Genomic DNA, 18,136 nt, shown 5'->3' with positions numbered 1-18,136 from the left:
TCAGTACTCTCACAGATTGCTTTTACGATGATAACTTTTTTTTAGCAAAAATATTTGACTTTTCTTTTCTTATCTCTCTTATTTTTAGCCAAACAAGTAATGCAGTTAAGTCAGCTTTGCTAACCCCAGGAATTTTTGAGGCATCTCCAAAATTTTTTGGCTTTATCTTATTCAAATTTTCTCTAGCTTCTAAAGATAATGTATCTATCTTTTCATAATTTATTTCTTGAGGCAGAGATTTACAGCTTTGACGATTTATTTGTTCAATGTTATTGTTTTGTCTTTTGAGGTAACCCTCATATTTAATATCTATTTCAACACCTTCTTGTATTGAAGAAGCCAGATTTTTTTTAGATAAATCATATTTAATTAGATCTGAATAATGAAAGTTTGGTCTTTTTAAAAGTTCTTTCAAAGTTGTTGAGCCTTTGATTTTGGATCCCGTGTCTAATTCTATTTTTTTTGCTATTTCATCTGTATTTTTTAAACGGGTGTTTTTTAATCTTAATTTCTCTTCTTCGAGGACCTTCATTTTTTGTTGATAGTCCGACCATCTTTTTTCATCAATCAGCCCTATTTGATAACCTAATGGGGTTAATCTCCTATCTGCATTATCTCCTCTAAGAGTTAATCTATATTCACTCCTACTAGTAAGAACTCTGTATGGTTCCTTTAGATCTTTAGTAATTAAATCATTGATCATTGTTCCTATATAGCTGCTTTCTCTAGTGAAGATTATTGGATCTTTTTTGTTTATTTTTCTTGTCGCATTGACTCCTGCAACCAATCCTTGTGCTGCTGCTTCTTCATAACCAGTAGTTCCATTAATTTGTCCAGCGCTATATAAATATTCAATTTCTTTCGTTTCGAGTGATGTTTGGAGCTGTGTTGCAGGTATATAGTCATACTCGACAGCATATGCTGGTCGCAACATTTTACATTCACTTAATCCAGGCAAGGTTCTTAAAAGTTCTAGTTGAATATTTTCTGGTAAACCTGTAGAGAATCCTTGAACATATATTTCGGGAGTATTAATTCCTTCTGGTTCTAAGAAAATTTGATGTGATTCTTTATCAGCGAATTTAACGATTTTATCTTCAATTGATGGACAATATCTTGGCCCTTTACTTTCAATAAAACCTCCATAAATGGGTGTTAAATGTAAATTGTCTCGAATTAGTTGATGTGTTTGAGAAGTTGTTCTTGTGATATGACAACTAACTTGGGGCATATTATTTTTGATATCTGGGTCAAATGAAAAATATTTATCTGCTGCAGTACTAGGTTGAATATCTAATTCATCAAAACTGATACTTCTTTTATCAACTCTTGCTGGAGTGCCTGTTTTTAAACGTTCTGTTTTGATACCAATTTCGTGCAAATTTTGAGTAAGACCTTGTGCTGCTTGTTCGCCCGATCTACCAGCTGACATTGATTTATTGCCTATCCATATTTTGCCTTCTAAAAAAGTACCAGCCGTTATGATGACTGATTTCGCTGAATAATAACTACCAAAAAATGTTTTAACACCCTTTATTCTTTTTTTTACAATTTTTTTTGAGTTCAATCCAATTTCTTCAGTTTTTTCAATATCTAGTTCAGTAATCATTGCTTCTTTCAAAGATAAATTATCTGTATTTTGTAGTATTTCGATCATTTTTTTGGAGTATTCTCTTTTATCTGTTTGTGCTCTTAATGCCCATACAGCTGGCCCTCTACTCGCATTTAATATTCTTTTTTGGATTGCTGTCTCATCAGCTAATTTCCCAATAATGCCTCCTAATGCATCAACTTCATGCACCAACTGACTTTTTGCTGGTCCCCCAACTGCAGGGTTGCACGGTTGCCAAGCAATCCTATCTAAATTGATTGTGAATAAGGCTGTAGAAAAACCTAATTTTGCTGTTGTTATAGCTGCTTCACATCCCGCATGCCCTCCTCCAATGACGATAATGTCGAAAGATTCATTTTTTGATTGATGATCTTGCATTATTAGGATCGATTTAATTAGCTAAATTCCTAAATCTCGTGAATTGAGGTTCAAATAATAATTTAACAGTTCCCACGGGTCCATTTCTATGTTTAGTGACAATGATCTCTGTAATTCCTCTATCTTCAGTCTCTGGATTATAGTATTCGTCTCTATAAATCATTAATACTAAATCGGCATCTTGTTCAATAGATCCTGATTCTCTCAGATCGCTTAACATTGGCCTTTTATTTGTTCTAGATTCTACTCCTCTACTAAGCTGAGATAAAGCTACTACGGGCACTTTTAATTCCCTAGCCATGCTTTTAAGGCCTCTTGTTATTCGTGAAAGTTCTTGCACCCTATTATCAGGGGTTGATCCTTCCATCAATTGGAGGTAATCAATCACAATTAATCCTAATTCTTTTTTTTGTTCAGCTATTAATCTTCTGCACAGAGATCTCATCTCTAAAACACTTAAGTTAGGTTTGTCATCTATAAATATTGGTAATTGACCTAGTGAATTGATACCTTCTCCAAGTAAAGGCCATTCATCTTGCTGTAATCTTCCTGTTCTTAGCCTGCCACTCTCGATTCCAACTTCCATTGAAAGTAATCTATATGTCAACTGTTCTTTACTCATTTCAAGGCTAAACACACAAACAGGTAGATCTTGAGATTGTGCTACATTCTTAGCCAAATTAAGAACCATTGAAGTTTTCCCCATTGAAGGTCTTCCAGCAACGATTATTAAATCACTTCTTTGAAAGCCTTGGGTCATCGCATCAAGGTCGTAAAAATTTACAGGAATTCCAGCTACTGAAGTACCTAATGATCTGGACTCTATTTCATTGAAAGTACTTGTAAGGATTTCAGCTGCTTGAGTAAGACCTTTTGAAGGTTTTTCTTGACTGATTTCAAATATTTTTTGCTCCGCTTTATCTAGAACTTCATTAGTATCTTGAGTCTGATCAAAACCTAGTTGAACCACCTCATTTCCAGATCTTATAAGTTGCCTTCTCATGAATTTGTCGTTAATTAAATTAGCAACTTGTTCTATGGAAGCTGTAGAGGAAACATTTTCAACTAGTTCTACTAGTTTGCTGTTCCCTCCAATTTTTTCTAGTGATCCATTATCTGCTAACCAAGCACTCATTGATGTTAAATCAGTTGGTTTACCCTGGGTATGCAACATTAATGCTGTTCTATAAATCTCTTGATGGGCATTTATATAAAAAGCTTCAGGTTTAATTAAGTCTGCAATTCTTCCGATCGCGTCTGGATCAAGAAGTATGCCACCAAGAACTGCTTCCTCTGCTTGAACGTTTTGAGGCGGGACTAACCCATTATTTTCACTATTAAAATCTTTTTTAAAGTTTTTATTTTGCCCATTATTTGGAAAAGGTACCGAAACCATATCTTTAATTGCTTAGATATATACTCTGGCTACTTTTCAAAATAATGCAACAAATTGATTAACTTGTTACTTCAATATTTACTTCTGCATTTACTTCTTGATGTAATTTTATTTTTGCAGTAAATGAACCTAAATTATGAATATCAGGAACTGTGATGTTTCTTCTATCAATTTCTTTTTTTGTTGCTGCTTTTATTGCTTCGGCAACGTCCCCATTGGTAACTGTTCCAAAAAGCACACCATCTTCTCCAACTTGTTTTTTAATAGTGAATCTGCCAATTGTTGATAATGCAGTTTGAAAATCTAAAGCTTCTTGTTTCAATTTTTCAGCAGCAACTTTTTCTTTTTCTTTTTTCCTTTCAATTTGTTTTAGAACTGCTGGTGTTACATTCATTGCCTTGCCATAAGGTAAGAGAAAATTTCTTGCGTATCCTGGTGCTACTTCAACTAAATCTCCCTCTTTACCAAGTGAGCTGATTGATTCAGTTAATGCGACTTGTACTTTTTTAGCCATAAAAATATTGAACAATATAATTAATAATAAGACCTAGAGGGTAACTTTATTTTTTTTGCAAGACCTAATTTCGCAAGAATCTTAATATGTTCCCAAGTGATATCTATTTGACCTCTAAATAATCCTTGTTTTGCTGAATTAGGAAATGCATGATGGTTATTATGCCAACCCTCTCCAAATGTTAGTGCAGCAACCCACGCATTGTTTTTCGATGAATCACCACTTTCAAATGGCGCTTTGCCCCAACAATGAGTAGCCGAATTTACTAGCCAAGTTATGTGATATACAACCACAAGCCTCAATGGAATTCCCCATAGCACCAAAGACCAACCTCCAACTCCTAATTTTTGCCCTATTGCATACAAAGAAAGTCCAATAGGAATTTGTAAAAATAAAAAATATTTATTTAGAAATCTATAGTATGGATCTTTAATTAAATCTGCGCTTAGTTTTGGAACAGTTTTTAATGCTTCAACGTCTTTGAACATCCAACCCATATGACTCCACCAAAACCCTTTTTTGCTGTTGTGATGATCTACTTCTGTATCTGAAAAAGAGTGGTGATGCCTATGCAAACCCACCCAATCAATAGGACCATGCTGGCAACTTATAGCTCCACAGGTAGCGAAAAATCTTTCTAACCATCTTGGAACAATGAACGATCTGTGTGATAACAATCTGTGATAACCAAGTGTTACCCCTAAACAAGCAGTCACCCAGTAAAAAAATAATAATGATATGACTGCAGAGAGACTCCAAAACTTTGGTTGTAAAGCTATAAGAGAAAGAATATGAATTGCAACCATGAAAACAATTGTTCCCCAAGTTTTATGTAGTCTTGGAGGATATTTTTTTGAATGGCTTGAAGGTTCTAATAATTTTTCGGAAAGTTCTATAACTTTTTCAGCTGGAACAGGTTTTTTTAATTTTGCTGTTTCTTGGAAAATTACTGAGTTCATGATATTGAAAAACTGTTTTCAAAATTACCGATATGTAATATTATCATACTATACTATTGATAAGTTTAATTATCTGTGAGTCTAGGATATCGCGATAAATTATCTAAAGGTCGAAGGGCTATGGCTCATTTGATACACCTCTGGCATGAGAGGAACGGTTGGTCACATAGGGTTTTACCATTACTTTCTGAGATTCTCGATTTAGGTAAAGTTCATAATTCGCAAATTTCTAATCTTAGAAATGGGAAGTTATCTTCGCCAGGCCCTGAAGTTTTTCTTGCTTTAGCTCAAGTTAATACGATTCTTGATCAGGGTATAGAGAAAATCAGGGATCGTTTGGAAAGTGACTACCCAGAGTTATGGAAATCTTTACAAGAGTCTGCATTGCCCTTGAAAAATGATTCAGGTCATCCTTTGACGGCCGGAGAGTTATTTGAGATTTTTTCAGGATTAAAATCTCTTCCTTCATCTTTTGATTGGTACATTGAAGATGAAGAGGCTTCTGCATTAAGTGATGCTTTATCAGTGCATTTTTGTCAAAATAAGGCTTGGAGATCATGTAAAATTCAAGTAATGGAAGCTTATGCTGTCAATAAATCTACCCGTAGAGAACGCTTTGCCGAGGTAATAGCAGGAATTAGAGATTATACGGCAGAAGAATTAGATGGAGAACTACTTGATTTATATGAGGCTTCAAAAAAACTCTCTTACTTTCAAGGTAGAGGACCTAATGCTTTCCTCGCAGAATTAAGAAATTTAGCTTCTGAAAAATAACATGAGTCTTCATAATTAATGACACTTAAAAATAACTTAAAACTGGCTGAAAACGCTGTTCTTTCTGTAGAAGAGAGTTTAAATCAAGTTTTTCAAGAAAGATCAAATCAGGTTCTCCAGAAATTAGAAAATATTTTGACAATTTTTAAGGAAGAAAAAGTTTCTACTAGTCATTTCAATCAATCTTCTGGTAGTGGTCATGGTGATATATCTAGAGAAAAAATTGATGCAGTTTTTGCAAGATTTTTTCTTGCTGAAAAGGCAGCTGTGAGGATGCAATTTGTAAGTGGCACCCATGCAATAAGTTCTGTCTTATTTGGAATTCTTAGGCCTGGAGATGTGATGTTATCTCTTACAGGACAACCATACGACACGTTAGAAGAAGTGATAGGAATAAGGGGAGGAGGTAAAGGCTCACTTAAAGATTTTGAGATTGACTATAAGCAAATAAATATCTGTGAGAATTTTGATTCTTTTGAAGAAAAAATTATTCATTCTTTTCAAGAAAATTCATGCAAACTAGTATTTATACAAAAAAGTTGTGGATACAGTTGGAGAAAATCTCTGACTAATCATCAGATAGAGAAAATTTGTAGTCTGATTCATTCTCTTGATCCTAACTGTATATGTTTCGTTGATAATTGTTATGGGGAGCTTGTTGAAGATAGTGAACCAATTTCTAAAGGGGCAAATATAATTGCTGGATCATTGATTAAAAATTTGGGAGGAACGATCGTTCCTACTGGTGGGTATGTTGCAGGAGATTCAGAGTTGGTTGAGATGGCATGTTCTAGATTAACTTCACCAGGTATTGGTTCATCAGCAGGAATAAATTTTGGACTAGGAAGATTAATTTTGCAGGGTTTGTTCTTAGCACCACAAATTGTTCACGAATCACTAAAAGGTGCTGATATGGTTGCAGCAGTTTTTAAAAATTTGGGATTTAAGGTTTTGCCAGAGCCAGCAACTTATAGATCTGATCTTATTCAGTCAGTGAGATTAAATAATCCTGATTTGGTACAAAAAGTTTGTCAATCTTTTCAAAATTCTTCACCAGTAGATTCTTTTTTAAATGTTGTTCCATCACCAATGGATGGATATGATTCAAAATTATTAATGGCAGGAGGTACATTTATTGAGGGTAGTACAAGTGAATTTTCTGCTGATGCTCCTCTAAGAGATCCTTATAATATTTTTGTTCAAGGTGGTTCTCACATAGCTCATATCAAAATTGCATTAATTCAATTATTATCTGAATTATTAGAGGAAAAATTAATTTCAAAGGATTCTCTACTTTCTTTATCAACTTAATCATGTCTTACCAGTTTCCAGATAACTTCAATTATGCTGATACCCATGAATATGTCTTGGAAGAAAACGGATTTTTAAAAATTGGAGTTAGTGAATTTGCCATAGATCAATTAGGAGATATTGTTTTTGTTGAGTTAGTTGATCAAGGGTCTACTTTAGAGAAAGGTGAGACTTTTGGAACAATAGAATCTGTTAAGGCTGTTGAGGAAGTCTATCTGCCTTTTTCAGGGGAAATAGTATCTGTAAATGAAAGTGTTATTGATAACCCCGAGCTTTTACAGAATGATCCGATTGGAGATGGTTGGTTAGTTATTTTGAAACCAGGATCAAAAGTATCAATTGCTGATTTGATGACTTCCGAAGAATATCAATCAAAGGTTGTACCAAAATAAGGCAAAGTTTTCAAAAAGAGCTATTTTAAAGAAAAATATCTTAGTATGACTTCCAAAATTGGCCCCGATTTGTTTATAGATAGGCATCTTGGGTTAGGAGATAATGATGAGAGAATTATGCTGAAGAAGCTTGGTTTTAATAATATTGATCAATTTATTAATCAAGTTATTCCTAAAGATATTCAGCTTAAAGATAAATCTTCAGAAATATTACCCAAAGGTTGTTCAGAAATTGAGGCTTTAAATGAATTAGAAGAGATTGCGAAGAAAAATACCAAAATGAGATCTCTAATAGGCCTTGGTTATTATGACAATCACATGCCTAAAGTAATCCAAAGACATGTTCTAGAGAATCCTAGGTGGTACACATCTTATACTCCATACCAAGCAGAAATTGCACAAGGAAGGTTAGAAGCTCTATTTAATTTTCAGACTATTGTTTGTGAACTAACAGGATTTCCTGTCGCTAATGCATCTTTGTTAGATGAGGGTACTGCTGCAGCAGAAGCTATGGCTATGAGTTTTGCTGCAAGAAAAAATAAATCTTCAAAAGTATACTTAGTAGAATCAAATGTTTTTGATCATACTTTTAATGTTTTACAAACTAGAGCAAAACCTTTGGGAATATCCTTACAACGCTTTAGTCAAAGCAATCTTCCTAATCATGATGATGTTTTTGGAATTTTATTGCAATTACCTGGTAAAAATGGGGAACTATTTGATCCCACATTCTTAATATCCCAAGCACATAGATCAGAAATTATTGTAACGGTATGTATTGATCCACTGGCACAAGTTTTAATTAAACCAATTTCTGAATTTGGTGTTGATGTTGCAGTGGGTAGTATGCAAAGATTTGGTGTTCCAATGGGTTTTGGTGGCCCCCATGCAGCATATTTTGCATGTAGCGAAAGATTTAAAAGGCTGATACCTGGAAGAATTGTCGGGCAAACTCTTTCTAAAAACGGAGAAAAGTCTTTAAGACTAGCATTGCAAACAAGGGAGCAACATATTAGAAGGGAGAAGGCCACTAGTAATATTTGTACTGCTCAATCTTTGTTAGCTATTATTTCTTCTTTTTATGCTATTTATCATGGACCCTCTGGATTAACGCAAATTGCTAAGAGATTAGTTAAGTTGAGAAGAAATTTAGAATCAAGTTTGATTGATCTAGGTTTTGATATTCCTGATGGGATTAGATTTGACAGTGTTGACGTTTATTCTGAGCACTCCCAAAAGATCCATAATGAAGCTTTAAAAAACGGATATAACTTAAGAATTCTGCCGTTGGGATCAACTATTGAAGATTCAACTGGCTTTGGGATCTCTTTAGATGAGCTTAGTAGTGAAAAAGAAATAAAAGATATTGTAACTTTCATAGCAAACCTTATAGATAAAAAAGAAGATCTAGAGCTTATAAAATTTGATAAAGGATTTCACCTTGAAAGTTTAGCTTTGAGATCCAGTGAATGGATGCAGCAAGATATATTCTCAAATTACCAAAGTGAAACTGAATTAATGAGATATATATTCCGACTTGCTGAAAAAGATTTTTCTTTGGTAGATGGAATGATGCCATTAGGCAGCTGTACCATGAAGTTAAATTCTGCAGCAGAGTTAAGTCCAGTCTCTTGGGCTAATTTATCTTCCATTCATCCTTTTTCTCCACCAGATCAAACTAAGGGCTATTCAAAAATAATATCTGACTTAGAAAAATGGATAAGTGATATTGTTGGCTTAAAATCAGTTTCTTTTCAACCAAATGCAGGCTCTCAAGGAGAGTTTGCAGGTTTATTGGCAATAAATTCTTATTTTGAATCAAAAGGTGAACCTTCAAGAAAAAAATGCTTAATTCCTAAAAGTGCTCATGGAACAAATCCTGCTAGTGCAGTTATGGCAGGTTTTGATGTATTAACTGTTGAATGTGATGACCAAGGAAATATTGATTTTCATGATTTGTCTATCAAGGTCAAGAAATTTGATAACCAAATAGGAGCTCTTATGTTGACCTATCCATCCACCCATGGAGTTTTTGAATTGCAAATCAGAAAGATATGTGACTTAATTCACTCAGTTGGAGGATTTGTCTATTTAGATGGAGCAAATCTGAATGCTCAGGTTGGATTATGTAAACCCGGGCACTATGGTGTTGATGTTTGTCATTTGAATTTACATAAAACATTCTGCATTCCACATGGAGGTGGTGGTCCAGGAGTAGGTCCAGTTGCTTCATCAGAAACTTTAAGCCCATTTCTTCCTAATCATTCTTTAACGGATAATAATTTATCTAATAGTTCCAATTACGTATCTTCTGCCAAGCATGGGAGTGCGAGTATTCTTCCAATAAGCTGGATGTACATAAAAATGGCAGGTATTAGTGGTTTAAGGAAAGCAACTGCACACGCAATTTTATCTGCAAATTATATTGCGTATTCTCTAAAGCATAAATTCAAGATTCTCTATAAAGGAAAAAATAATTTTGTCGCACATGAATGTATTTTAGATTTTAGAGATTTAAAATCTAGAACTGGTTTGAGTGTAAATGATTTAGCTAAACGATTAATAGATTATAGTTTTCATGCTCCAACTATAAGTTGGCCTGTTCCAGAGACCATAATGATAGAGCCTACTGAAAGTGAAAGTTTGGCAGAATTAGATAGATTTTGTGAGGCTATGTTATTGATTGGAGAAGAAATCAGTGAAATAGAAAATAATAATGAATTGACTAATAATAATGTAATAAGCAATGCTCCCCATACGCTGAAAGAGTTAATTGCTGAAACTTGGCATTATCCTTATTCAAAAGCAAAAGCTTCTTTTCCTTATAAAACTCCAACAACTATAAAGTTTTGGTCTTCAGTTTCTAGGATTAATAATGCATATGGCGATCGCAATTTAATTTGTTCTTGCAATGTAAATCAAGAAGATACTTTAGAAGAGAAAAAATGTGCTTAAAGGACTAGCGTCCTTTTATTTACTTAGTTATTATCAATTTGAATAAAAATTTAATATTTTCTTATAGAATTTTTTTAAATTTTTTTATTAAAATACACAAGCATCAAATTTTTTTGGGGTATTTGAAGCTATGACTAAAGATTTTAAATCTGGTAATGTTAAGCACCTGCGATCTAAAAATGTCGATCTACCAAATTTTGTCAATAATTTTTCAGGAGATAATTCAAGTATTTGTTCAATTGAGGGAACTAATGTTATAAGAGTACCTTTTGGTAAAAAATTTTCAAAGAAAAAAAGGCCTGAAAAGAATCAAAATATTGCTACTCTAATACTTCCTTTAAGTTCGTATAGTAATCCTACGCCTCCACACGTAGCATAATTTAGGTTAAGTTTAATCTATTTCTTTGAGGGTATCTGAATAATAATTTTGCAGTTGTAGCGTTGCTTGATTCCAATCCCATTTTTCTGCCTCGTTTCGTGCTTCTTTTCTCATAACTTCTCTTTTATCTTCATTCTCTAGGATTTTTTTTGTTGCTTCAATCAAACTTTGTTCACCATTATCTTTTTCATCAGGATCATATAAACAACCATTAATCCCATTGCTGATTATATCTGGAATCCCCCCCTTGTTTGCTCCGATAACTGGACATCCTGCTGCCATTGCTTCTAGTAAAACTAAGCCAAGTGTTTCCGTACTAGAGGGAAATAAAAATATATCTCCAGAGGCATAGGCGCTAGCAAGTTCATCTCCAGATAAATATCCAATGAAATTAGTCTTAGTATTTTCGAAGATTTTTTCAAGCTGGCTTCGATATGGTCCGTCACCTACAAGTGCTAGGCAAGCAGTAGGGATACTTTCTAAGACTGGTTTAATTCTCTCAATTTGTTTTTCTGCTGATAATCTCCCTACATAAATCAATAAGTAATTAGCGTCTTTATATTGTCCAAATAATTTTTCTCTCATTTTCTCACTTCTCAAATCTGGTCGAAAACTGTAAGTATCTACTCCTCTTTGCCATAGTGCTGTCCTCTGAATACCTTTATCTTTTAACTCATTTACCATAGCGGTAGAAGTACATAAATTTAACAAGGCTTGATTATGAGCTGCTTTAAGTAATTCCCACAAAAGTGGCTCTAACATACCCATACCGTAATGTTCCAGATATTTTGGAAGATGAGTATGGTAGCTAGCAATTAAAGGAATATTATTTGTTTTTGCCAACCATATACCACCTAAGCCAAGTACAGCTGGATTAACTACATGTATCAAATCTGGGTTAAATTTTTCTAACTTTTCTGAGACTGCAGGACCAGGCAAACCAAGCTTTAACTCTGGGTATAAAGGTAATGGCATTGCAGCAACTCCAACTACAGTTGCTCCCATATATGATTCTGGACACCCTTCTGGACAAAAAATTATAACTTCATCGCCATTTTTAATTAAAAATTCAATCGTTTTAGTCAGTCTTGTGACTATGCCGTCAACTTTAGGTAAAAAAGTTTCAGTAAACAATGCAATTTTCACTTTCTTCAGGTAAGTATTTCAGAAATTTTAATTAGTCTTTATTGCCTCAGCTTGTTTTTTAGTCCAGGATGAAACACAAGGTATGCGCTTAAGATCACACCTATTGGAGTATTTTTTCGCAACTTTAACAACTTCTTCTAATAGGCCATTATCAAGAGTCGTTGGGTTTAAACCTAATTCTATAAAGCATTTATTATCAACAATTAGATCATTTTCTACTGCTTCATTCCTTGGATTTGGTAAATAATTGATATCGGCTCCTGTTAGAGTCGCAACTTTTTTAGCAAGTTCTCCAACTTGATGACTTTCAGTCATTTGATTAAAGATTTTGACTCTCTCGCCAGGTTTTGGAGGATTTTCAAGAGCAATTTGTACACATTTAACAGAGTCTTTTATATGTATAAATGCTCTTGTTTGACCTCCTGTCCCATGCACACTTAATGGATATCCAATTGCTGCTTGCATTAGAAATCTGTTTAGAACTGTTCCATAATCTCCGTCATAGTCAAATCGGTTCGTCAATCTAGGATCTCTTAAAGTTGCTTCTGTATTTGTTCCCCAAACTATGCCTTGATGTAGGTCAGTGATTCTTACAAGATCATTTTTGTTGTAGTAAAGAAATAATAATTGATCTAGAGTTTTAGTCATATGGTATACACTACCTGGACTAGCGGGGTGTAATATTTCTTCTTCAAACCTGCTTCCATCTGGTTGTGGAACTTCAACTTTTAGATAACCTTCTGGAATTGTTGCACCTCTATGTGATCCATATCCGTAGACTCCCATTGTTCCTAAATGAACAACATGAATATCTAAATTACTCTCTACAATTGCAGCAAGTAGGTTGTGGGTGCCATTAACATTATTATCTACTGTATATCTTTTGGTAAAACTAGATTTCATTGAGTAAGGCGCTGCTCTTTGTTCTGCAAAATGGATCACAGAATCTGGTTTTTCATTAACGAGCAAATTGAGTAATTTTTGATATTGTTTAGAGATATCCATGTTAAGAAATCTCATAGGCTTACCTCCAATCTCTTTCCATGCAGAAAGTCTTTCTGTTATCGAAGCAATTGGAGTTAATGATTCTACCTCTAGATCAATATCAATTTTTCTACGACTTAAATTGTCGACAATAATCACATCATGATTTTGCTCTGCTAAATTCACCGCACAAGGCCAACCGCAAAAACCATCTCCACCTAGAACAATAACTTTCACTCAGAACTCCAGAATTAATAGATTCATAATATATTTATTAAATTACTACAGTGCGCTTCCAATTTGCGAAAAAACATTGTAAATAGTTTCAAATCTTCTTTCTTAATTCGATAAATAAAATTAAATAATAAATTTTTGCTCTGTTTTTCCCAACTTTATTCAATGTATAGAATCAGATAGATATGTTTTTTACCGGTGAACTTGCTACTGCAATGGATTGTCTTCTAATTCTTCCGGCAAGAAAAGCTTGTCTACCAGCTTTTACCCCATAATTTATTGCTTGAGCCATCAGAGGAGGATCTTCAGCTTGTGCTATTGCACTATTGATTAAGACACCATCAGCTCCAAGTTCCATTGCTTGAGAAGCTTCACTTGGCACTCCAATTCCTGCGTCAATTATTACTGGCACTTTTGCATTTTCAATAATTATCCTTATATTTGATAAATTTAATAAACCTTGCCCGGAGCCAATTGGCGAGCCTAATGGCATTACAGTTGCACAACCTATTTCTTCTAGTTTGTTTGCAAGAATAGGATCTGCATTGATATAGGGAAGTACAGTAAAACCCTTTTTTATTAAAATTTCAGCTGCTTTAAGGGTTTCTATCGGATCTGGTAGCAAATACTTTTTGTCAGGAATTACTTCTAACTTCACAAAATTATTTTCTTCTTGACCAGACAATTTTGCAAGTTCTCTTCCCAAAATTGCTATTCTGACTGCTTCATCGGAATTAATACAACCAGCTGTATTAGGAAGCATCCAGTATTTTTTCCAGTTGATCTTTTCGAATAAATTTTCTCCGGTCTGATCATTTTTAATTCTTCTAACAGCTACTGTTATAATTTCAGTCTCAGAATTTGACAAACTTTCTACCATATCTTGAGTAGATTTGTATTTGCCAGTACCCAACATTAATCTACTGGAAAATTGTTTTCCTCCAATTAGTAAAGTTGAATGGTTTTTCATATTTAGAATCCCTTATCTTTAATACCTTTATAAGGTTTATAGTTATTTCTTTTTTCTAACTCCTTACTTTTTTTAATTGCTGTTTTGTTTTTTGGATCTATTACCAAAACTTTTTGATAAGTTGCATATGCCAAGTCGTACTCGAATAAACGCTGTTGTGCTGATGCGAGATTATTTAGGGCTATAGGATATTCTGGGAGTGATTTTATTGCAGAGTTGTAGTGTTTAATTGCTTTTTGAAATTCATTTTGAGCAGCATAAGAATATCCTAAAGCATTATTTATTATGGCTTTGGCTTCATCAGGTTCATTTTCATAATTTTTAATTGCTTTTAAAAAAGTTTTAGTAGCTTCAGAATATAATCTTTTTTTAATTTGAATAGATCCAAATTCATATAATTCTGTAGCTTGAGTAAGAGAATCTAAACCTTTCTGTTCGAATTTTACTAGGTTTAATTCTTCACTTCTTGTTTTTAGAAATTGTCTGAATACAAAAATAGAAATTATTAATAAGACAACAAAAAGAATTATTAAATAGGATTGAAAGGAAGAAATTTCCATTATTTATAATTACTTCTTTAAATTATATTCTTTTTTCTAATTACTAACGGAAGAAACGATTTTTTCAAAACACTTAGGGTCGTTTAAGGCTAATTGGGCCAGCATTTTTCTGTTAATGATAATTTCTGAATTTTTCATGCCATTTATTAACTTGCTATAGTTTGTTCCATTTATTCTGGCAGATGCATTAATCCTAGAAATCCAAAGTCTTCTGAAATCTCTTTTTCTTCTTCTTCTATCCCTATAAGCATTACAAAGAGCTTTCATCACTCTTTGATTTGCGGTTCTGAATAGATTTTTGTTGCCACCTCTGAAACCTTTTGCAAGATTTAAGATTTTGTTTCTTCTTTTTCTGGCTATGTTGCCTCTTTTTACGCGTGCCATGAATATCTAATGAAAATTGGTTAAAAATTTATGCATATGGAATCATTAATCTTACATTATCGGCATCTCTTTCATCAACTACGGCCTTGGTTGATAGGTGTCTTTTTAATTTGGAGCTTTTATGATCAAGTAAATGATTGTGGAAAGCTCTTCTTCTCATGAATTTACCCGTTGCAGTAGCTTTAAATCTTTTGGCCGCTGATTTACGAGTTTTTAGTTTAGACATTTAAGTCAAATGTGTTTAATTAGGTTAATCTAAACCTTTATACGCATTGGTGCAAATTAAAGTTTTTAATTGATAAGGAAATTTCTAACTTATGAAACTTAAATTTGCCTTTTTAAATTTATTTTTAGGATGTATTTCTTTTTTAGCAATTAACACTACTAAATTTACTTCTTCTCTAAAAGCAGAAGACTTGTTAAAGGTTGAACTCAATGCAGAAATTAAAAAAGGAAAGTTTTTAATTGGTTTAAAGCAATATCTAGGCGGGGAAAAAGATAGTTTTTCTAAAAAGAAGAATATTAAATTCATCACGGATAAAGGTTTTTTAAACCTGATATCGTCTAACGGTATTAAACATAAATCAAAACAGATTAATATTGCTTGGGTGGATATACCCATCAAAAATCCAAAAACGATTGAAAGAATTGTTTTTGGTCCTTTTGCCAGCTATGAATCAGCAAAAAAAGAAGCAGAGAAGCTTAAAAATAAAGGATTTGAGACGACTGTTGCTTACCCTAAAAATTGGGAAGTATGGATTCCATTTGAGGATAATCTGCCAAAGTTTGAATTAAAAAATAAAATTTTCAGAAAAATAGAAAATTTTCAAATTACTCCTGTACTAAAAAGTGAATATAGTGTTATGAAACTCGAAGGACCTATATATATTTATGCTCAAGATGAAATAAAAATAAATGGTGTTAATTTTGGCAAAAATTTTTATTTAATAAAAGATTCATATGGAACTTGGACATTAGTTCAAAGAATTGAGTTTGACGATTATTTGGCAGGTGTTTTGCCATACGAAATTGGACCGAATTCTCCTTTAGAAGCTCTCAAGGCACAAGCAATCATAGCAAGAACTTGGGGAATTTTTAATTCTGATAGATTTACTATGGATAAATATCATTTATGTATAAGCACTCAATGCCAAGTTTATAAGCCTTCTAAAATTCCAAATAAAAAAGTACAAAAAGCTATAGAAGCAACTTCAAATTTAATTCTCACATATGGAAATCAACCAATAAATGCTTTTTATCATGGTTCTAATGGTGGCGTATCTGCTACTGCAGGTGAGTCTTGGCAAATTCAAGATTATTCTTATTTCAATTCGATCATTGATGGTTCTGAATCATTAAATAAAATTTTTAAACTTCCAATTAAAAGTGAATATGATTTAAATAATTTTTTAGATTTTGATAAAGAACAGTTTTATGGGAGTAATCATTCTCTTTTTCGGTGGAATAAGAAAATTTCTAGTCTTGAAATTAAAGAAAAGTTAATTAAAAATAAACTTATAAATATTAATGAAGATGTTTTGGATTTAAATTCTACTGAACGTGGGTTTAGTGGCAGGGTGACAAAATTGGAAATACAAACTAACAAAGTTAATAAATCTATTGTTTTAGTTAAAGATGATATTCGAAGGGTATTAAATTTTATACCTAGTAATTTGTTTACTATTAATAAATTAAGTGATGATTTATGGCTTTTGAGAGGAGGAGGCTTCGGTCATGGTGTAGGTTTATCTCAGTCAGGAGCAATTGAAATGGCTAAATTAGGATTCTCTTATGAACAAATATTGAATCATTACTATCGAGATGCAAAACTCGAAAAAATTGAGATATTGTCTCAATGAAAGTTAAGTAATTAAAAATTTACTTTTATGAGTAAGGGTTTTTATAAAAATCGAAGATTGAAATCGTTTATATTTCTTAGTGTTTGTTTTTTATTGGCTTTTATTCCTCATGCTTACAATATCGAAAATTTCTTTTACTTTACATTGATTCTTTCTTTAGTGATTGTTTTTTACGGTTTAATAGTTATTTCTAGAAATTTCAAAAGGAACAATGTTTCAAATACCGTAAATAACATAATTAGCAATAAAGAGTTACCAGTGCTTGATATTTTAGTCGCAGCTAGAGATGAAGAGAATGTCATAGCAAGATTAGTTAAAAGATTATTTAATTTAGATTATCCAACAAATAAATTAAATATTTATATAATCGACGATGGCAGTTCTGATAAGACGCCTTTAATTTTAGATCGATTATCTAAACAATATGAAAAGCTAAAAGTCGTAAGTCGTTCTCCAAACGCGGGAGGAGGAAAGTCAGGGGCTTTAAATTATGCCTTGAAGTTTACTCATGGTGAATGGTTATTAGTTTTGGATGCTGATGCTGAATTAAAACAAGATTCTTTGACAAGATTATTTAGTTTTGTAAAAGAGGGTGATTGGTCTGCAGTTCAATTAAGAAAATCAGTAACAAATGTAAGTAAGAATTTTTTAACTTCATGTCAGTCAATGGAAATGGCTATGGACGCAATCTTTCAATATGGAAGATTATCTGTTGCTGGAGTTTCTGAATTAAGGGGAAATGGTCAATTAATTAAGAAAGATACATTATTGGCATGTGGATCTTTTAACGAAGACACAGTTACAGATGATCTAGATTTAAGTTTAAGGTTATTATTATCGAGATCTAGAATTGGAATCTTATGGGATCCTCCAGTCATGGAGGAAGCAGTTGAGAATCTAAATGCTTTATTAGCGCAAAGGCAAAGATGGGCAGAGGGGGGGTTGCAAAGATTCTTTGATTATGGGGATCAATTACTTACTAATAAGATTGATTATTTGGAAAAATTTGATTTATCTTACTTCTTCATCCTGCAATATGCACTGCCAATTATTTCTATTTTTGATTTAGTTCTCAGTATTGCTTTATTAGATTCGCCAATTTACTGGCCTATTTCATTCACCGCTTTTATGTTATCTGGAATTGCTTTTTGGTACGGTTCTTCTTGTAAAAGCGAAGTACCTGTATTGCAAAAAAGCAATTTTTTTATGGTTTTTGTATCGGTTTTTTATTTATCACATTGGTTTTTGGTAATTCCCTGGGTAACAATAAAGATGTCTATTTTCCCAAAAAAGATACTTTGGCGTAAAACTCTTCATACTGGAGTCTAA

17 protein-coding genes are annotated in these 18,136 nt (G+C 33.0%); 7 read left to right on the top strand and 10 right to left on the bottom strand.

Going from position 1 to position 18,136, the window contains the following annotated elements; genetic code table 11:
* Window positions 1-22: 22 nt before the first annotated feature.
* From mnmG to HA144_RS09245, 4 genes are read right to left on the bottom strand one after another with little or no spacing between them, the layout of a single operon-like run.
* Window positions 23-1,990: a tRNA uridine-5-carboxymethylaminomethyl(34) synthesis enzyme MnmG gene (mnmG, locus tag HA144_RS09260; protein ID WP_209043749.1), complete on the bottom strand. Its 1,968-nt coding sequence runs from the start codon at window positions 1,988-1,990 to the stop codon at window positions 23-25.
* A gap of 13 nt (window positions 1,991-2,003) precedes the next feature.
* Window positions 2,004-3,386 (bottom strand): replicative DNA helicase, encoded by a 1,383-nt coding sequence (gene dnaB, locus HA144_RS09255; protein ID WP_209043748.1) that lies wholly within the window; start codon window positions 3,384-3,386, stop codon window positions 2,004-2,006.
* A 58-nt stretch (window positions 3,387-3,444) separates the two neighbouring features.
* Window positions 3,445-3,900 (bottom strand): 50S ribosomal protein L9, encoded by a 456-nt coding sequence (gene rplI / locus HA144_RS09250; protein ID WP_209043747.1) that lies wholly within the window; start codon window positions 3,898-3,900, stop codon window positions 3,445-3,447.
* Window positions 3,901-3,920: 20 nt separating this feature from the next.
* Window positions 3,921-4,859 carry an acyl-CoA desaturase gene (locus tag HA144_RS09245; protein ID WP_209043746.1) on the bottom strand — a complete coding sequence of 313 codons (939 nt, stop codon included), beginning with the start codon at window positions 4,857-4,859 and terminating at the stop codon, window positions 3,921-3,923.
* A gap of 75 nt (window positions 4,860-4,934) precedes the next feature.
* Here HA144_RS09245 and HA144_RS09240 point away from each other — a divergent pair, with 75 nt between their 5' ends.
* From HA144_RS09240 to HA144_RS09220, 5 genes are all read left to right on the top strand, one after another.
* Window positions 4,935-5,633 (top strand): hypothetical protein, encoded by a 699-nt coding sequence (locus HA144_RS09240; protein ID WP_209043745.1) that lies wholly within the window; start codon window positions 4,935-4,937, stop codon window positions 5,631-5,633.
* An 18-nt stretch (window positions 5,634-5,651) separates the two neighbouring features.
* A complete protein-coding gene (locus HA144_RS09235; RefSeq protein ID WP_209043744.1) occupies window positions 5,652-6,944 on the top strand; it encodes an aminotransferase class I/II-fold pyridoxal phosphate-dependent enzyme in 1,293 nt (430 codons plus the stop codon).
* Between the two features lie 2 nt (window positions 6,945-6,946).
* Window positions 6,947-7,336: a glycine cleavage system protein GcvH gene (gene gcvH, locus HA144_RS09230; RefSeq protein WP_209043743.1), complete on the top strand. Its 390-nt coding sequence runs from the start codon at window positions 6,947-6,949 to the stop codon at window positions 7,334-7,336.
* 45 nt (window positions 7,337-7,381) lie between these two features.
* Window positions 7,382-10,291: an aminomethyl-transferring glycine dehydrogenase gene (gene gcvP / locus HA144_RS09225; protein WP_209043742.1), complete on the top strand. Its 2,910-nt coding sequence runs from the start codon at window positions 7,382-7,384 to the stop codon at window positions 10,289-10,291.
* A gap of 130 nt (window positions 10,292-10,421) precedes the next feature.
* Window positions 10,422-10,670, top strand: coding sequence for a hypothetical protein (locus HA144_RS09220; protein ID WP_209043741.1), 249 nt, complete (start codon window positions 10,422-10,424; stop codon window positions 10,668-10,670).
* A gap of 12 nt (window positions 10,671-10,682) precedes the next feature.
* Here the strand turns inward: HA144_RS09220 and HA144_RS09215 are convergent, their stop codons facing one another.
* The 6 genes from HA144_RS09215 to rpmI all read right to left on the bottom strand — a co-directional run bounded on the left by HA144_RS09215 (window position 10,683) and on the right by rpmI (window position 15,174).
* Window positions 10,683-11,816: a glycosyltransferase family 4 protein gene (locus tag HA144_RS09215; protein WP_209043740.1), complete on the bottom strand. Its 1,134-nt coding sequence runs from the start codon at window positions 11,814-11,816 to the stop codon at window positions 10,683-10,685.
* A 27-nt stretch (window positions 11,817-11,843) separates the two neighbouring features.
* Window positions 11,844-13,037 carry an NAD-dependent epimerase/dehydratase family protein gene (locus tag HA144_RS09210; protein ID WP_209043739.1) on the bottom strand — a complete coding sequence of 398 codons (1,194 nt, stop codon included), beginning with the start codon at window positions 13,035-13,037 and terminating at the stop codon, window positions 11,844-11,846.
* 172 nt (window positions 13,038-13,209) lie between these two features.
* A complete protein-coding gene (locus HA144_RS09205) occupies window positions 13,210-14,004 on the bottom strand; it encodes a thiazole synthase (protein WP_209043738.1) in 795 nt (264 codons plus the stop codon).
* Between the two features lie 2 nt (window positions 14,005-14,006).
* Window positions 14,007-14,564 carry a tetratricopeptide repeat protein gene (locus HA144_RS09200; protein ID WP_209043737.1) on the bottom strand — a complete coding sequence of 186 codons (558 nt, stop codon included), beginning with the start codon at window positions 14,562-14,564 and terminating at the stop codon, window positions 14,007-14,009.
* Between the two features lie 36 nt (window positions 14,565-14,600).
* Window positions 14,601-14,948, bottom strand: a complete 348-nt coding sequence (gene rplT / locus HA144_RS09195; protein ID WP_011377296.1) for a 50S ribosomal protein L20 — start codon at window positions 14,946-14,948, stop codon at window positions 14,601-14,603.
* A gap of 28 nt (window positions 14,949-14,976) precedes the next feature.
* The gene (gene rpmI / locus HA144_RS09190; RefSeq protein WP_011819271.1) at window positions 14,977-15,174 is read right to left on the bottom strand and encodes a 50S ribosomal protein L35; all 198 of its coding nucleotides are present in this window, start codon (window positions 15,172-15,174) and stop codon (window positions 14,977-14,979) included.
* Between the two features lie 91 nt (window positions 15,175-15,265).
* Between rpmI and HA144_RS09185 the strand changes: the two genes are divergently transcribed.
* Together HA144_RS09185 and HA144_RS09180 are read left to right on the top strand one after the other, a co-directional pair.
* Window positions 15,266-16,807: a SpoIID/LytB domain-containing protein gene (locus tag HA144_RS09185; protein WP_209043736.1), complete on the top strand. Its 1,542-nt coding sequence runs from the start codon at window positions 15,266-15,268 to the stop codon at window positions 16,805-16,807.
* Between the two features lie 27 nt (window positions 16,808-16,834).
* Window positions 16,835-18,136: a glycosyltransferase family 2 protein gene (locus tag HA144_RS09180; RefSeq protein ID WP_209043735.1), complete on the top strand. Its 1,302-nt coding sequence runs from the start codon at window positions 16,835-16,837 to the stop codon at window positions 18,134-18,136.

It is taken from the genome of Prochlorococcus marinus XMU1404 (assembly GCF_017696175.1).
GTDB lineage: Bacteria > Cyanobacteriota > Cyanobacteriia > PCC-6307 > Cyanobiaceae > Prochlorococcus_A > Prochlorococcus_A marinus_X.
Note: the sequence above shows the minus strand (reverse complement) of the source record. Positions and strands in the feature narration are given on the sequence as shown.